Annotated in this window: 14 protein-coding genes; all 14 read left to right on the top strand. The window is 38.2% G+C overall.

Annotation, left to right across the window (positions count from 1 at the left end; genetic code table 11):
- Nucleotides 1-22: 22 nt before the first annotated feature.
- The 14 genes from ACMVP2_RS11305 to ACMVP2_RS11240 all read left to right on the top strand — a co-directional run bounded on the left by ACMVP2_RS11305 (nucleotide 23) and on the right by ACMVP2_RS11240 (nucleotide 15,902).
- Complete coding sequence (locus ACMVP2_RS11305) at nucleotides 23-1,066, top strand: glycosyltransferase family 4 protein (RefSeq protein ID WP_416867769.1); 1,044 nt, start codon at nucleotides 23-25, stop codon at nucleotides 1,064-1,066.
- Nucleotides 1,066-2,244, top strand: coding sequence for a glycosyltransferase family 4 protein (locus tag ACMVP2_RS11300; protein WP_416867768.1), 1,179 nt, complete (start codon nucleotides 1,066-1,068; stop codon nucleotides 2,242-2,244). The genes ACMVP2_RS11305 and ACMVP2_RS11300 overlap by 1 nt, the downstream gene beginning before the upstream one ends.
- Entirely contained in the window at nucleotides 2,225-2,851 is a 627-nt protein-coding gene (locus tag ACMVP2_RS11295; RefSeq protein WP_416867767.1) for an acyltransferase, read from the top strand. The genes ACMVP2_RS11300 and ACMVP2_RS11295 overlap by 20 nt, the downstream gene beginning before the upstream one ends.
- The gene (locus ACMVP2_RS11290; protein WP_339784433.1) at nucleotides 2,848-3,570 is read left to right on the top strand and encodes a glycosyltransferase family 2 protein; all 723 of its coding nucleotides are present in this window, start codon (nucleotides 2,848-2,850) and stop codon (nucleotides 3,568-3,570) included. Before ACMVP2_RS11295 ends, ACMVP2_RS11290 begins: the two co-directional genes overlap by 4 nt.
- A gap of 11 nt (nucleotides 3,571-3,581) precedes the next feature.
- Nucleotides 3,582-4,490, top strand: coding sequence for a glycosyltransferase family 2 protein (locus ACMVP2_RS11285; RefSeq protein WP_339784431.1), 909 nt, complete (start codon nucleotides 3,582-3,584; stop codon nucleotides 4,488-4,490).
- 594 nt (nucleotides 4,491-5,084) lie between these two features.
- Entirely contained in the window at nucleotides 5,085-5,795 is a 711-nt protein-coding gene (locus tag ACMVP2_RS11280; RefSeq protein ID WP_339784429.1) for a hypothetical protein, read from the top strand.
- A complete protein-coding gene (locus ACMVP2_RS11275; RefSeq protein ID WP_339784427.1) occupies nucleotides 5,792-6,535 on the top strand; it encodes a glycosyltransferase family 2 protein in 744 nt (247 codons plus the stop codon). The genes ACMVP2_RS11280 and ACMVP2_RS11275 overlap by 4 nt, the downstream gene beginning before the upstream one ends.
- Nucleotides 6,536-6,641: 106 nt before the next feature.
- Nucleotides 6,642-7,466 carry a polysaccharide biosynthesis/export family protein gene (locus ACMVP2_RS11270; RefSeq protein WP_416867766.1) on the top strand — a complete coding sequence of 275 codons (825 nt, stop codon included), beginning with the start codon at nucleotides 6,642-6,644 and terminating at the stop codon, nucleotides 7,464-7,466.
- A 5-nt stretch (nucleotides 7,467-7,471) separates the two neighbouring features.
- Nucleotides 7,472-9,742 carry a GumC family protein gene (locus tag ACMVP2_RS11265; RefSeq protein WP_416867765.1) on the top strand — a complete coding sequence of 757 codons (2,271 nt, stop codon included), beginning with the start codon at nucleotides 7,472-7,474 and terminating at the stop codon, nucleotides 9,740-9,742.
- Between the two features lie 85 nt (nucleotides 9,743-9,827).
- A complete protein-coding gene (locus ACMVP2_RS11260; RefSeq protein WP_339784421.1) occupies nucleotides 9,828-10,736 on the top strand; it encodes a hypothetical protein in 909 nt (302 codons plus the stop codon).
- Nucleotides 10,737-10,759: 23 nt separating this feature from the next.
- The gene (locus ACMVP2_RS11255; protein WP_339784419.1) at nucleotides 10,760-11,881 is read left to right on the top strand and encodes a glycosyltransferase family 4 protein; all 1,122 of its coding nucleotides are present in this window, start codon (nucleotides 10,760-10,762) and stop codon (nucleotides 11,879-11,881) included.
- A gap of 9 nt (nucleotides 11,882-11,890) precedes the next feature.
- Complete coding sequence (locus ACMVP2_RS11250) at nucleotides 11,891-13,228, top strand: oligosaccharide flippase family protein (RefSeq protein WP_416867764.1); 1,338 nt, start codon at nucleotides 11,891-11,893, stop codon at nucleotides 13,226-13,228.
- Nucleotides 13,212-14,096 carry a sulfotransferase domain-containing protein gene (locus ACMVP2_RS11245; RefSeq protein ID WP_339784415.1) on the top strand — a complete coding sequence of 295 codons (885 nt, stop codon included), beginning with the start codon at nucleotides 13,212-13,214 and terminating at the stop codon, nucleotides 14,094-14,096. The genes ACMVP2_RS11250 and ACMVP2_RS11245 overlap by 17 nt, the downstream gene beginning before the upstream one ends.
- A gap of 540 nt (nucleotides 14,097-14,636) precedes the next feature.
- Entirely contained in the window at nucleotides 14,637-15,902 is a 1,266-nt protein-coding gene (locus ACMVP2_RS11240) for an O-antigen ligase family protein (protein ID WP_339784413.1), read from the top strand.
- Nucleotides 15,903-16,079 lie beyond the last annotated feature (177 nt).

Here is a 16,079-nt window from a genome sequence, read left to right as displayed (position 1 = left end):
GTTCAACCCCGAGAAAAGCAGTATGCAATCAAGACCACTTGTACACGTAAATCTAAAGTTTGGACATCACGGGCATAACTCCGGTTATGATGTTCTTTCTTCTTTTTTCCCTTATGCAAAAGTATTAAGCTTGAACAGGGGCCGAGAGAGGATCAAGCACCTCGAAAGATTCAAGGATGAAAAACCTGGCATGTACTTATACAATTACTCCTTCAAAATGCTACGCTTGCTTTTTAATTTCCAAGTAAGAAGGAGCCTCCAGGAAAATAGTATTGTTCATTATTTGTACCCTGAGAATACACTGGCCTTCACGCCCTTCAATTTCCCAAGAACAACATCTATCGTATCAACCTTTCATCAACCTGAAGAATGGTTTGACGGGCTCTCCAAAACAGGCTCAGGCAGAAAAATGATGGATAATTTTAGAAAATCTCAGGTTGCAATAGGTTTGGGGTCAAACCAAATTCCAGTGTTGACAAAAATATTTTCTTCCGAGAACGTGGAGTTCATTCCTCACGGTGTGGACACTGAATATTTCAGCCCATCTTTTGTTGAAAAAGAAGCAAGGAATATTCTCATCTTGGGCAGTTGGTTGAGAGATTTTGATATGGCAGCCAAGGTCGTCGCTGCGTTCAAATCGATAGATGACAAGGTTAAATTCACTGTGATCTCGTCGCCCGAAAACGAAAGATACTTCCGAAATTGCGACAATGTACTTTTTAAAAAAAACATCTCTGATTTTGAATTGTTGGCAGAAATTCAAAAATCAGATCTGCTTTTCCTACCCCTAAACGGAGCAATTGCCAACAATGCGTTATTGGAATGTATGTCATGTGGATTGCCAACAGTAATTACGAAACTAGACTCAATTAGAGACTACGTTACAGAAAAGGAGGCTATTTTTGTAAACAAAAATGTTGATGATAGTATAAATGCTTTGGAGTTTTTGTTGAAGAATGAAACTATAAGAAAGGAAAAAAGTACCGCTGCCAGAGCAAAAGCATTGAGCTTTGATTGGCATGTTATAGCCGAAAAGACTAAGAATGTTTACCAAAAGTTAGACTAATGTCCGTGACAAGGAATGTTTTATGGATTGCCCCCTACCCCGCCGACCCTAAGGCCCACGCTGCACCTTGGATAACATCTTTGGCCAAGGCATTGTCTTTGTCAGGCCAGATCAAACTTACTATCCTGTCAACGAGCTCATCAATCAGTTCATCTACTTTAGAGTTTGAAAAGGATGGATACCGGGTTATTCTTCTAAAGATGCTTCCGCCTAAGTGGGAGATAGTGACACTTTATCTGTTCCGTATACTCGCTTTAAGGAGGTGGCTGAAAAACAATCAGATGTCTTATGACCTGGTTCACGTTCATGGAACAGAGCATCAATTTGAGCTTGCTTCGGTTGGTCTTAAAAGACCAACGGTTGTAAGTATTCAAGGAATTCTTTTCAGATATCTTAAGGCCTTGCCAGAAACATTCTCAAGCAAAAAACTAATATGGTTGCTTGGGTCGGTCTATGAAAGGTGGGGTATCCGCAAACATAAGCACTTTGTTTGCAGGACTCATTGGGATTCTGCTGCCATAAGATCGCTTAATCCAACTGCTAGAATATTTGTCGGATGGGAAATGATACGTACCGACTTTTTTGTTGAGGAAGGGAACAATTTTGAGGAAAAAAGTAATGTCCTCTTTTTAGGAGGGCTTAATTCAATAAAAGGGATAGCTGAAGCGTTGTACGTTTTCGATGCAGTGGTTCAGAATGACGATCTCACATTAGTAATATTTGGAGATGGCAGTGTTAAAGATCTAAATGCGTTGATTCAAAGAAAACAGCTCGCCAACCTTAACGTTGGCGTGAATGTCTTTCACAAAGGCAGAGCCTCCGCTGATCAGATAGTGAAAGAGATGTTGAATAGTAAGATGTTGCTGCACCCATCGTACGTTGACAATAGTCCAAATAGTATTTGCGAGGCACAAGTGGTTGGGTTACCAGTGGTAGCCTCAGATGTAGGGGGTGTTTCCTCACTTATTGAGCATTCCGAAACCGGTATCCTGGTATCTTTGGAGGTTGAGAGTATTATTCGGGGGATACGAATGTTATTGGAAGACAAACTTCTTTCGAGAAGTATCTCTGTTCAAAGCAGAAAAATGGCAAGGGAACGACATGATACCCAAAAAGTTCTGGGAGAGTACCTCAATATATATAATAACCTAATCGAAGATGCTGAGACTTCTTTTTAGATCGATACTTTTCCTCTACCGGGTGATCGTTTATGTGATTGCGGCCAAAATTTGGAATCGGTTTACCCTGGCGGCCAACGGTGTAAAGATTGGAGATCATTGGACAATCAATGGGTTCATTTCTATAGAATGTTTACCTGGATCCAGCATTGTGATTTCGCAAGGATTTAGAGCCAATAGTGGATCTTTTTTTAATAATATTGGCAGGCAGCAGAAAACATCGCTCATATGCAGAGAGGGAGGCCGTCTTTCAATCGGCGACAATGTCGGGATAAGTGCCTCAACAATCGTTTGCCATGAAAGAATAACCATTGGTAGCAACGTCAGGTTTGGAGGCAATTGTGTTGTCTATGATACAGATTTCCATTCACTTAAGGCTGTGGAGCGAACAGCTATTCCAGAGGTAAAAACCAACATTGGCAAATCGGAGGTGATCATAGGGGATAATGTTTTCATAGGAGGGCATTGCACAATTCTGAAGGGAAGCGTCATCGGAGATAACTCTATCATTGGCGCAGGAGCTGTTGTTAGGGGAAGTAAAATTCCAGCCAATCAAATTTGGGGAGGGAACCCTGCGGTGTTTATTAAAGAGGTCAGAAACGAATGAGTTCGCAAAAAGTAAGTGTAATAACAGTAGTTTTTAATGCAGCCCAACTTCTAAAGGAAACGATAGAGAGTATTAGGAGTCAGTCCTACCAAAACATTGAGTATTTTGTGATAGACGGAGGTTCAACTGATGGAACCTTACAGGTAATAGAAGCCAATAGTGATATCATATCATCGTACGTCAGTGAAAAAGACGCAGGCATATACGATGCTATGAATAAAGGTATAGCATATGCGACGGGGGACTGGACAATTTTTCTGAACGCCGGTGACAAGTTTGTCGATGAGGAGACGCTTTCAAAAGTAATGTGCAATGTCGCCAACGACCCCAAGCTAGTTTATGGTTCAGTGCTTTTAAGCGGCAATGGAAATACCAATAGGCTTGAGCCAAAGAGGCTTACTTTTTTTAGCCTTCTATTTTGGGGCACCCGAACTCTCTGCCATCAATCGCTTTTAGTTCACCGTGATATTTTAATCAACTACAATTCTAACTACATTTTAAAAGGAGAGTTGGACTGGTACTTTAGGCTAATAGGTCACGAAAATTATACATATGCTCAGCAACTCGATTTCCCGGTTGCGGAATATTTATTGGGAGGTGTAGGTCAGAAAAAATTTGTCAGGAATTTAGTTGAAACGATTATTGTCCTAACCAGGCATGGCGGCCCGCTTGCAATCATATCGCTCCCCGTTCTTATTTATCGACTTTTAAAATACTAAAAATCCTATTAATGATAAGCTTTATAATGCCTGCAAAGAACGCAGCCTCCTATATAAGAGAATCCATTCTTTCCCTGCAAAAGGAGAAAACTGTTAAATGGGAGCTTATTGTGGTAAATGATAGTTCGGAGGATGATACGTATAAAATTGTGCATGGAGTTTCCTTAGAGGATCCAAGGGTTAAGATTTATAACAACACAGGTACGGGCAAAGTACAGGGCCTCAATTACGGTTTCAGTCTTTCTGAGGGACAGATAATCAAATGCATAGATGCCGATGATGTTTTGCTCCCAGCTTTTTTTGCAAAGTATGATGATTTGAAAAATTTTGACGCCCATTGCCATGACAGCTTCGTGGTTGATAAAAAGCTAAAGACAATAGGCAATTACTACGTTAACAAATCTATCATTTCGGCAACCTATGAAGATGTTCTGAAATACATGATCAGCATTCCGAGGTGGGCTTGGTCAATGAAAAGAGAAATAGCAGAACAGGTATTCCCGATGCCAGAAGACCTGCCTTTTGAGGATGTTTGGTTCTCGTTCATGATAAAGAGGCGTGCAAAAGACATACTACACATCAAAGAAAAGCTTTACCTATACCGACAGCATACTAATCAGACCTTTGGAGGAATACTGAATTATGGCAAGGCAAAAGTAAACTTTAGAGCTCGCAGGATGCTTCAACTTGTTGATTGTCTTCTGAAAAATAGGGAGAGATTAGATATGCATCAATCGGATATTTTTGATTATTCAGTGGAATACAACTCGCTACTTACGGGAGACTTTAAAACTGGAAATATATTACGATCCAAGCTAAAGACTCTTCACAAAGGTAAACTCCTGCTAATTTGTTTTTTTCCATCCGCAGCGTCAATCGTAACCCGAATCAAGTGGAAGTTTGATGATTTAAAACATTAGTTTTACCTAACTTTACAAGTTAACGTTTTTGAATCTCAAGATGAAGTTTACCTATCGATGATATTTACGATTAACATCCTTCAGAGGGAGATCAAAATTGAGCCGGCATATGTTTTTCTATGTCTAGCAATAATTTCATTGCCAATTAATAAGGAGTTAGCTGGTCCTTTCAGGTTCACAGACATTTTTTTGGTTTTATCACTTTTGTCTGTGGTCGGAAAAATAAAAATATCACAGTCGCTGTTTCAGATAATATTGGCTTTGCTAATTATTATATCAATCAGTAGTGCGATTGGGTTCTGGGCTTTTGGAGTAAAGAACATTCAAAACATTGGATTTATCTATAAGTTTCTAGTCCCCATTTTTCCAATTTTCATACTTAATTCAATTAGGCTTAGTCCTGGCCGGCTGAAAACGCTTAACAAATTACTTTTATGGACGTTCTTCTTCCTTAGTGCCTGGGTGTACATCTACTTGTTTCTCAGGATAACTGGCAAAATTCACGGAGTTTTTAGGCCAAGTTTTCCCTTCTCTGGTAACTTATATCAATCTGACGCTCACCTTTATTCTTGTTACTTGGCAATGGGCCTTGTCATGTACAATTTTCACTGGAAAATAATCTTTAGGCACAATGTTTTTTTGGTAGTATTTATCAATTTAGCGTCGGTGCCAGCCATGGTTTTGACAGGTTCAAAGACAGGCATAGCGGTATTGCTGTTCTCTCAATTGTTGCACGTCCTTATTAGCTTCAGAAGTTTTCGCACTGTTAGAAAGCAAACGGTTTACCTGGCCGCTATCATTTTGATTGGAGGCATTTACCTTATTTCAAAGATCGATTTCGACAGAGGTTTGATAGCGCTTGCGGAAAGAGCGGTGGATTTCAACAGTGGGGATGATAGCTCAATGAGTCGCATAAGAAAGCTTTTTTTGTCTTTTGAACAGACGTCGGCCACGTTTTTCTTGTTTGGTGTCGGGCTTATTTCTAATTACGTAACATGGTATGATGGCCTTATTGGCTCAACCAATGGATTTCTTGGGGTTTTCGGACTGGTTCTAATGGTTTTTATTATTGTTGGGCTAGTTAGAAGTAACTTTTTTCTGGCAAAGAAGAATAATCGAATTATGTACTTTGCTCCTTTCTTGATAGTACTTTGCACATATATTTTGGCTAATTTAATCACCGAATATTATCTGGTGACGAGAGGTGTGCTTCCTACTTCGGTGTTTTTGATGTTGCTCCATCTGCAAATTTCTGAGCCGGATAAAAATGCCGTAATTCCATTGAGCAAAAGCAGCACATTATGAAAATCAGCATAATAACGGTTGTTTATAACAACTCACAGTTTATTGAGGGTTGTATCCTCTCTGTGCTGAACCAATCCTACGAAGATATCGAATATATTATCATAGATGGCTGCTCAACTGACGGTACTCTTGAAAAGATAAACAGGTATTCGGATAGAATTTCAAAGATCGTTAGCGAACGTGATCAAGGAATATACGATGCAATGAATAAGGGAATCGGGCTGGCGACGGGCGAAATAGTTGGTATTTTGAACGCCGATGATTTTTATGTTGATGGTGATGTAATTACAAAGATAGCAGCGGTATTTGAAGACGAGTCAGTTGACGTGTCTTATGCAGACGTAAAATATGTTAAAAGAGATAATGTCGGTGAAGTCGTGAGGTCGTGGCGCAGCGGCGCATTTGATAAGGACAGGTTTTACTACGGGTGGTCACCTCCCCACCCAACTTTCTTTGTTCGAAGGACTATTTACCAAAAGCACGGCCTATACGATCCAACCCTTAATATTTCGGCAGACTACGAGATGATGTTGAGACTCCTATTTGTACAAGAGATTAAATGTATCTACCTGCCTCAGGTTATCATAAAAATGAGGGATGGAGGAGTAAGCAACAGATCTATTAAAAATAGAGTTCAAGCGAATAGGGAAGACAGAAAAGCGTGGGAAATAAATAAAATAAAACCAAAGCTCTATACCCTTAGTCTAAAGCCTTTGAGAAAACTTGGTCAGTTTTTTTAGAGGATTCATTATTAGAGATTACAAGAATAAAGGTCGACTTGGACGTACAACACAACTCAATAGATTTGAAGGTGTTCATTTTGCACTATTTTATTTCATCAAAAAAATGAATTCAAAAGAAGTAACAGAGCCCAAAAAAAGGAGCTCATTTCTCATGTTTTTTACCAGTGCGCTATTCTCAATGCTCCTTTCAGGATGTATTCCAAATGGGAAATTGATTTATTTTCAAGGGACTCGCTCAGCGGAAAACCACGGACCATTTTCACCTTCCTCGACAGGAGGTTATAGGCTGGAGCACGGTGATATAATCAGTGTTGAAATAAGGTCAATTGATCCCGCTGTCACCGAAATATTTGAGTCAAAAAGTAATTCAATTAGGACTACGCAACTTGATGCCGCAGCAAATGCGAACTACTTTTCTGGTTACGAAGTAAAAGAGAGTGGTGAAGTGGAGATTCCACTTATCGGAAATATATATGTTAAGGGAAAAACATTGCAAGAGTCTAAAACCCTAATCGAAGAAGCTCTTCGACTTTATATGATAGATCCATTCGTTTTAGTTAGAATGGGTGGAGTAACTTATACTGCATTTGGTGAATTTAATAAACCGGGCAGATACAATGTTTTGAAAGATCGGGTAACAATCTTTGAAGCTATTGCTAATGCCGGGGATTTAACCAATGAAGGAAACCGACAGAAAGTGACTTTTATTAGACAGACCACAGACGGCCAAGTTGTTCAATTCGTAGACCTTACTGAGATCGAGATAATTGATAGCCCATTTTACTATATAAAACAGGGAGATCAAATATATGTTGAACCACTAAAAATAAAGGAGTTTAAATCTGTTATCGGCTCTTTAAAGGACATAGCCATTATTGTCGGGGCTGTTTCTTCGATTGCGCTATTTTTTATTTTGGTAAACAACTAATTGGTATGTCAACTCTAAGCAAGAAAAACTATCTTAAGTACCTTGGCAGGAGTACAAATAAAGATACAATTGATATACATTCCTATTTATTGCGTTTGTGGGACTATAAAGTTTGGTTTTTCCTGTCTCTAATTTCATTTTTCTTTTTAGCTCTTGTTATAAATGAGTATTCTTCGCCTCGATATTTAGTTAAGGCTAGTTTGGATATTGTCGATCAGAAGAAGAGTGCATCCCAAACATTTATGAAGGAACTTGAGTTCTTTAGTCCAACTACCAATATCGAAAATGAAATAGAAGTCCTTAGCTCCTATGACTTAATCAAAAAGGTTACAGAATCTCTAAACCTCAATATTGATTTAGAAGAAGTAAGCCCTATGTCTGAGGCCTATGAAGATGTGGACTTTTTTACTTGCAGACTTATTGAAACAAATGGCGATGGGCACCGCAAAACATTCCTATTTAAGATAGTGGATGAAAATGGAGGGTACATTTCTTCGCAAGGGAACGGGAGCTTGGGCGTTGATAGCGTAAGAATTGTCTTAGGTGTGCCAATTCAGTTTCACGGATTCATTATTCAAATTGAGAAAAAAGAAGACATAGAATTATCGCATTTGGGAAGGACATTCAGAATTAACTATTCTCATCCTGGTCAGTATGCATTAGTTTTAAAAGAGAGGATTCAAATTAAACCAATCAGTAATAAGACGAGCATTGTTGAATTGAGCCTTAGTTCCACTGAGCCCGAACTGGATATCGAAATTTTGGATGAGCTAATGTCTTCTTACTTGAGCAGGGAATTAGAGTTGAAAAACAAATCGGCCAATGAAGCAATAGATTTCATTGACAATCAATTAAAAAGCGTTAAAGAGAATCTTTTGATTGCGGAGGCAAAACTGGAGGATTTTAGGTCAGAGAACAAAATCATAAATATCAACCAAGAGGGAATCACAACATTGAACAAACTGCACGAACTTGAAAAGGACTACGCCCGATATCAAGTGCAACTCAAGTATTGTTCATACACTCTTGACTACCTTAGTAAGACTGATGCGGGAATTTTAATAAGTCCTTCGACGGCCGGAATTACAGATCCAGTTTTAAATGATTTGGTTTCCAGCCTAAATAGTTTAATCAACCAATACTCAAGGTTGCGGACTGCCGTTTCAGAAATCAATCCGCAACTACTGTCTCTGGCATCACAAATTGCAGTTAAGTTGCGAGCGGTAACAGAAAATATTCGTAATCAACGTAACACCTTAGAAATTCAAATTGGCAGCATTGAAAAACTCATTAAAGAGGTTGAGTTGAATTTAGATAGAGTACCCAATGATGAAAGAAGGCTAATTAATATTCAGAGGGAATTTGACTTAAATGAGGAGGTCTATATTTATTTGCTGAAGCAGAAGTCTGAAGCAGAAATCGCTAAGGAAGGCAATGAAACTTCTTCGAGATTAGTCGATCCAGCATATGTTTCCAGCCGAATTTACCCAAGGAGCAACTTTAATGTTTCCGTTGCTATAATTTTTGGTTTTTTCATGCCGATACTGGGAATAGGGTTTTACGATTTTTTTCGAACAACCATTCATTCGCCACTTGATATTACGAGAGGAACAGATATTCCTATTATTGGGTGTCTACCAGCTGTATCAATGAACAAAGCAAAGTTTCCGAACTTGCAATTTGAACAAATTTCTGAAGACTTGAAGGACTTTTGGGTTAGCATGAGCTTTTTACTGCCGTCCAAGGAATATCCGAAGACCATTTTGTATTTATCCTATTTACAAGGCGAAGGGAAATCTTTTTCTTCGTTAAATACGGCTATTCTTGCTGCAAACTCTGGTTATTCTACTTTGATAGTTGATTTAGACAATGGAAATAAAAATTTATCCTCACTTTTTGGCTACACAGGTTTTGAAGGATTGGAAGAGTTTTTTATCGAGAATATGAATTTGGATAACCTTGCAAGAAAAACTGACATTAGGGGCCTTGAAATTATTCAACTTGGCGCAGCTAAGGATTATTCCACTATTCTGATGAATAAGCCTAAACTTGAGATGCTTTTGGAAAGGTTAAAAAAGAAGTATGACTGCGTTGTTTTCGATAGCACATCCTTAGAGTTGACGCCGGACGCACTAATGCTGAGCACTTTTGTCGATTTTTCGGTATTTGTCGTCTCGCATAAAAAAACACAGCTTCGAACCGTGGAGATTTTGAATCAATTAAAGACGAAAATTATCAGTTCGGAAATAGGAATTCTATACAACAATCTGAATTAGATGGATGACTGATGTCAAACTATTTATTTCGAGAAGCGATCTGATTTTGATAGAAGCCTGTGCTAAACTAAAGCATTTATTTTAGATGGCTAGTGAACAACCCATTCTGATTTTAGGTTTCGGCAGGTCAGGTACGACCTGGATGTCGGATATTATTTCAAAATCTCTTGGTGGGTTGATACTCTTTGAACCGATGCATCCCGAGGTTTTATCATTTGCAAAACACGCCTGCTATTCTAGCGGGTTAAATGATGAAATGAATAACCAATTATCGAAACACCTTAAAAGTTGTCTCTGCAAAGAAGTCGATAACCGTTGGCTAATTCGAAATCATTTATCCGCTAATTTACAGGAGGTGAATGAAAAGTATGTGGAAATGATTTGGCGAGAATCTGATATTATTGGAATGAAATTGATTAGAGGAAACTTTATGATTCCCTGGCTATATCAGAATGTTTCGAAAAGGATCATATACTTAGAACGAGAAGTTAAGTCCGTTGTTGCCTCTATTCTTAAAAGGCCGCAGTTTTGGATGGAGTTTGGCTTTGATTTCCACTACCATAAATTTACTGCCGAAGTTATCAACGGTAAGTATCGCTTTTTATGGAATGAAAAGGAAATGAAAAGTCTGTTGGAAGGATTGGAATTCGAATATGAAAAGATCACTGTGATGTGGGCTTTAACGAGCATAGTTGCAAACTATGAGTTAGGCAAACTGGGTATTCCGGTTTATAGCTACGAAGAACTTTATAAAGATCCGTATAAAGTTACCAGAGAAATACTAACTAATCTTTCAGGTCGAAATGTGGCAATACACCCCTCCTATATTTTCACCCCTTCGATGCTGACACACAAGACGAGCCATGACCTTAGAATAGAAGATAGTTTTTTCCACGAAGCAGATGTGTCGGTATTTTGGAGAGAAAGGATAACTAATGCTCAATCAACTAGAATAGATTATATTATGAACAGAATTGGCCGAGCGGCCGTTTGAATTAAACCCTACCTTTTTCAGCGATGAGGCAACCTCCCGTCAACCTGGTTTTTTTAGGCACGAAAACATTTAAGGCAAATAATATTACGTTTCTTGAAAATTTTATTCAGCTTCTACAGGAACGAGTTGCTGTATCGCTGATTATTGGCTCCTCCGTCGATCGGTCGTTAATTAATTCGAGCTGTGAGGTCTACGTATATAAGAAGAATTTTTTTTTCAATTTCAAAGGACTGGTCTTTGGCGCCTTTGCCCTAAAAAGCTACCTTAAAACGCACCGCAAGCCTGACGTGCTTGTTAATCTCTCCGATCCGTTTCCATCTGGAGTATTGGTTAACTTATTCAGTCTCTTTTATGGCATTCCCTCAATAACACGTGTAACCGGAGATATTCTTGGTGAAAAGGACAGGGCCTCTGGTGTTTTACGAAGGGCAGTGAAGTATGTCATCTACAATCTCCTTATTTTGTCCCTTTTTAAAACAACAAATAAGCTTGTCGTCTTAGGGCAGGATTCAAAAAATAAATTTGCGAGAAGGGGGTTCAGCCAAGACAGACTGGTTGTTTTGCCTCAACCTTTTAAGGCGGATCTTTTTCCGCAATCATCTTTCAGAAAAAAGGGTGCGCTAAAAAAATTATTGGGCTTTAAACCGGAGCGCAAACTTATTTTGTACGTGGGAACCCTGTCATACGGAAAAGGAGCGGATCGGCTAATTGAAATAATAAAGCGTGTTACCTTGCAAAGTGATGAATACCAGTTTTGTATCATTGGGCTTGGCCCTTATCAGGAAAATTTTGAAGCTAATTCCGACACCAGGATCAGGTATGAGGGTTTTGTATCAAGGGAAAACATTTCAAATTACTACCAAGCCAGTGATCTATTTATTTATCCCACTAGAAGTGATTCATTGCCTAATGTAATTATCGAGGCTATATCTAGCGGTTTACCCATTGCAGCCTCTCCTGTTGCTGAAATACCTTATTTGGTAATGAATACGATGGATAGTGTTGATGAATTTGTAAAATATATATTGAATGGAAAATTTGTTCTCGAACAAAGGCCGGATTGGTTTAATTGGGTCAGGCAGCGAGAAATGTATCTCGACCTACTAGATAGCGTTTCGAAGGGCAAGCAAGCCAAGATCGGATAGACGATGAGAATGGACCCTTTGAAGAGGATTAGTCAATCAATTATTTTTAGAAAGCTCACCGGTGTGACACTTGTGCAAGTAGCGGGGGCATTCCTGGGCTTATTGAGTCAAACCGTTCTGGCAAGAATATTGGGCGTCAGTGGTTTTGGGTTGATTACTTATATTTTTTCATGGATAGTTTTGATTTCATTATTTGCTCGTCTTGGTTTTGACAACTCTTTGATAGTTAAAATTTCGAATACGATTGAAAGCCGCAAGTGGTCATTGCTTGGCTGGTATTTGTCCATTCCGCCACTATTTATTATGGCGTCAAGTTTACTGATCGGTTCTTTGGTGCTATTATTTCTCTATATATTCCAGATACCTAATTTTTCTGTGTGGGCAATTTCTTTGCTAGTCTTGCTGCCAATCATTTCTTATTCAAATTTGAACCAAAGCATATTAATTGCCTTTAAAAAGACAGTTATTTCTAACATTCCAGTTTTAATAATTAGGCATTTCGTTCTTATTTTAGTGATGGTCCTTACGGTCGTTATCAACGATGCCTTGATAAGCCCGTTTTATGCTCAAGTTGCGAATGCTTTTGCATTCTTTACTGGGGCTTTGGTTTCTGGCTACTGGATTAACAAGGAAAAAGCAACTTTAGAGTTACACTTGCACAAAAGCGAAAAAGCTAACCCATTTAGACTCGTTGCAGAATCGTTTCCTTTTTTGATTTTTAGCGGCACAAGTATCTTAAACCAGCACGCAGATGTATTAATTCTGGGGGTTTTTAGAGCACCTGAAGAGGTGGGAATTTATGGTGCAGTGTCCAAGGTCATTATGCTAATCTCCTTTTCGTCCATAGTCGCAAACATAACGATTAAGCCATATATCACTCGGTCAAGAAACCAGGACGGCAATAAAGAGCTGGAGAGACAACTTTTTTTTCTCAATTTATTTGTGAATGCTTCGTCGTTTGTTCTTTTCATGCTAATAGTTGTTTTCGGGGAAAGGTTGCTAGGGATATTTGGAAATGACTTTATCCCTGGATACAACGTTTTATTGATACTCTCATTTGGGAAACTTTTCGCTGTGAGCACAGGGCCTGTTGGAATTCTTTTAATGCTTTCAGGTAGCGATAAAATAGGATCTCGTCTGGAGCTTCTGTTTGCAATGGTCAACATTGTCTTAAATTTTGCGCTGATTCCGTTTTATGGAATAACTGGTGCGGCTATTGCCACAGTGATATCATGGATCATGAGGAATTTGGTGATGTTGATTATTGTGAGAAAGAAACTGAAGATCAACCCAACTGTATTTAACTATACACAGATAAAAGGTCTAGTAAATGGATTTAAAAAATAAGCAAAAGGTTTTCCTTATTGGTGCCCCAAAATCCGGAACTACCTCATTGCACTACCTTATTAATTATCATCCAAACATTTGCCTCTCGAAGTATAAAGAGACCAGATTCTTTCTGGATGACGAATTGTTTTCAGAAGGTGTTAATTTCTTTTACAACAAGTATTTTGATAAGTCTGCGTTGAGCGAGAAAATTCAATATATCGGTGAATCAACACCTGCATACTTGGGAAACGCCCACATCGTAGCTAAAAGGATTCAAGAAACCTTCAAAAATGATGATTTAAAGTTTATTGTTATCTTGAGAAATCCAACCGACAGGGCTTGGTCGAATTACCTTCATAGGAAAGTTAATCTTGTAGAGTTGAAGTCATTTCGTGAGGCTGTTGATGAAGATATCAATGGTTTAAGAGATGGTAAACCCATTTTCCATAGGTATTTTTCTTGTGGCTTGTATTCCATTCAACTTAAGGCATGGTTCAAATGTTTTAGCCCTTCAAAGTTCCTTATACTATTTTATGATGAACTGAAAGATGAGACAAAACTGCTTGAAAAAATTTTCGACTTCCTGAAAATTCCTCCAATAGGCCGACTGGAGTTCACAAAGAAACTAAATGTATCAAGCCAGCCAAGATCACTATATTTATCATCCCTTGTCAGAAATAGTGGGCTTGGCAAATTATTTCGTAAAATCGTTCCTAAGCATAAGCAACATATGGTTAGGACTTTTGTAAGAAAACTAATTAAAAAGAAAGCAAGGTTCAGGGAGGAGATGCCAAAAGAGTTGAGGGACTATATGGTTAGATTATACAAATCAGAAATTTTGAACCTTGAAGAACTGCTTTCCAGAGACTTATCTGAATGGAAATGATCACTTCTAAATCAAAACGGGGGATTTCACAATTGCCTATGCAGGATTGTCGGGAACGGCTACACTTTATGGCATGCATGGGCTTCACCTGGAAATTTGGAGCAAAAATATTTCTAATTTTAGGGCATCCAGTTAAGCGCCTTTATCCTCAATACTGACAAGAGGTTAAGTCAGGTTCGATTGGCTCACCGTTTGCGGCCCTTTTGGAAATAATGATGAAAGGTTTTGGAGGTGCTTTGAAAATAGCTCCTACAAAATATTGAGCGCTTCCTTCGATCTAAGAATTTCTTGTAATTAGAAAAGTTCTATTTTAGTGAGCACATATCAAAGTCTCCAAAAAGCAAAAGCCCAAACAAGTGGTGTTTTTTTAGAAGTTCAAATGAATTACAAATTTGCCATTACAGTCTTCTTAAGAAAATTAATATACTTGGTTATAAATTTGAATAGAAAGCTGGCTAAATACGAGCCTTTACCCGCCAACATTCAATTTATCGAAAGGATCAGAATTCGTGGAAAACTTATTATACTTAAAATTTCACAATGTGGGGAATTGGATTAAAAGTTAGCAAAGAAGACTTGCATCTCGCCATTATCTTTTTGGTTCCAATTTCTGAGGTTTTCAGAAAATTCTATATTGATGGGCCTATTCATATATCGCTTCCCATAGTTATAGATCTTTTTGCATTTCTTCTTTTTCTTTATTCACTGGCTAAAGGCGAGCATATAAAAATATATGTTAAACTTGTTTTAATTGTGGCGTTCGTAGTATTGTCTACATCCATTTACCATTCATTGGTAAATATCAATACAGCACATTCATCAAGTCTTACTTCTATATTTGGAGCCTATATTTTATTGATTGCACTCACCTATATTTTATCAGCCGATGAGCAAGGTGGCTTTTTAGGTTTGTTGTCAAAATCTTTTATAATTTCTGGCATTTTGCTTGTACTAATGCTAGTTATATTTGAAGCGTTCGATTTTCAAAAGGAATTTTTCGACAAAGAGTTAAAAGTGTCAGCAAGATCAAGGTTGAATTCGGAGGGAATTGGATCCGATATTAGAAGGAGTTCAGGGCTTTCAGGGTTAGGTATGGGTGCTTTTGGCTCATTTATGGAAGTGTCAATTTTTATGGTCCTGTCATTAACCGTTAAAAACATCAAGTACAGAAATACTTTGTTATTCCTAAAGATTCTATTTTCGTTTATTTTGATCTACGTAACATTCATTTTTCTTCAATCCAGAAGCTTTCTTTTGGCAGTTGCTGCTGGATTAATTGTATTCTATTTTTTAGACTTTTTTACTCGTAGTGATAGAAACAGACTCATTTTGTTGAGCGGCTTTCTTTTGGTTTTTCTGATATCTTTGCTGGTAGCGCCGTATGTTTTTGACTGGATGGCCTCAATGGGGTCGGAAGCCCTTGGAAAAAGGCTTGATCTTTTACGTTTAGGTTATATAACCGCAAGCAGAAATCCATTCTTTGGCAGTGGGTTCGATGCAGAGGTTTATTATTACCACGCAGCTAACATTGTTCATAACCATTATATGGCGTACATTATGAGCATTGGACTACTACCCTCTCTCCTCTATTTTTCTTTATATTTCTATGCGTTTATAAACGGGATAAAATATGTTGCTGCACAGAGAAATGATAATAGGTTAATAGTCATCGGATTTTTAGCAGCACTCACAGCAATAGTCGTGGAAAATAACCTTTATCAAGGGCTTACAACGCCGATCGTTTATATTGTCTTACCGGTCTTATTTACTCTGAGGAATAAAGAAAGTAGCAGTCTCGTAAGCTAACCTGGAATTCGTCTGTTTAAAAGTTGAAAAGATAATCAGCTTTTAATAGTATATATAAAAAAGTCACTGCTCTGAAAGACACAGATTACAAATTCCATCAGAGCTCACGAGGCTTGTCATCTTGTTATATAAAAATGGTGCAAGGTTCAGTTGTAAATCTTAGTTACCTTTACTTTG

Origin of the sequence: Imperialibacter sp., assembly GCF_048007035.1 — a bacterium.
Classification (GTDB): Bacteria; Bacteroidota; Bacteroidia; order Cytophagales; family Cyclobacteriaceae; genus Imperialibacter.
Note: the sequence above shows the minus strand (reverse complement) of the source record. Positions and strands in the feature narration are given on the sequence as shown.

Coding starts and splice junctions, on each gene's coding strand:
- ACMVP2_RS11295 (WP_416867767.1), top strand. CDS start 2,225: ATGCTGAGACTTCTTTTTAGATCGATACTTTTCCTCTACCGGGTGATC.
- ACMVP2_RS11250 (WP_416867764.1), top strand. CDS start 11,891: ATGGACCCTTTGAAGAGGATTAGTCAATCAATTATTTTTAGAAAGCTC.
- ACMVP2_RS11280 (WP_339784429.1), top strand. CDS start 5,085: ATGTACAATTTTCACTGGAAAATAATCTTTAGGCACAATGTTTTTTTG.
- ACMVP2_RS11255 (WP_339784419.1), top strand. CDS start 10,760: ATGAGGCAACCTCCCGTCAACCTGGTTTTTTTAGGCACGAAAACATTT.
- ACMVP2_RS11300 (WP_416867768.1), top strand. CDS start 1,066: ATGTCCGTGACAAGGAATGTTTTATGGATTGCCCCCTACCCCGCCGAC.
- ACMVP2_RS11290 (WP_339784433.1), top strand. CDS start 2,848: ATGAGTTCGCAAAAAGTAAGTGTAATAACAGTAGTTTTTAATGCAGCC.
- ACMVP2_RS11245 (WP_339784415.1), top strand. CDS start 13,212: ATGGATTTAAAAAATAAGCAAAAGGTTTTCCTTATTGGTGCCCCAAAA.
- ACMVP2_RS11240 (WP_339784413.1), top strand. CDS start 14,637: ATGTGGGGAATTGGATTAAAAGTTAGCAAAGAAGACTTGCATCTCGCC.
- ACMVP2_RS11285 (WP_339784431.1), top strand. CDS start 3,582: ATGATAAGCTTTATAATGCCTGCAAAGAACGCAGCCTCCTATATAAGA.
- ACMVP2_RS11270 (WP_416867766.1), top strand. CDS start 6,642: ATGAATTCAAAAGAAGTAACAGAGCCCAAAAAAAGGAGCTCATTTCTC.
- ACMVP2_RS11260 (WP_339784421.1), top strand. CDS start 9,828: ATGGCTAGTGAACAACCCATTCTGATTTTAGGTTTCGGCAGGTCAGGT.
- ACMVP2_RS11275 (WP_339784427.1), top strand. CDS start 5,792: ATGAAAATCAGCATAATAACGGTTGTTTATAACAACTCACAGTTTATT.
- ACMVP2_RS11265 (WP_416867765.1), top strand. CDS start 7,472: ATGTCAACTCTAAGCAAGAAAAACTATCTTAAGTACCTTGGCAGGAGT.
- ACMVP2_RS11305 (WP_416867769.1), top strand. CDS start 23: ATGCAATCAAGACCACTTGTACACGTAAATCTAAAGTTTGGACATCAC.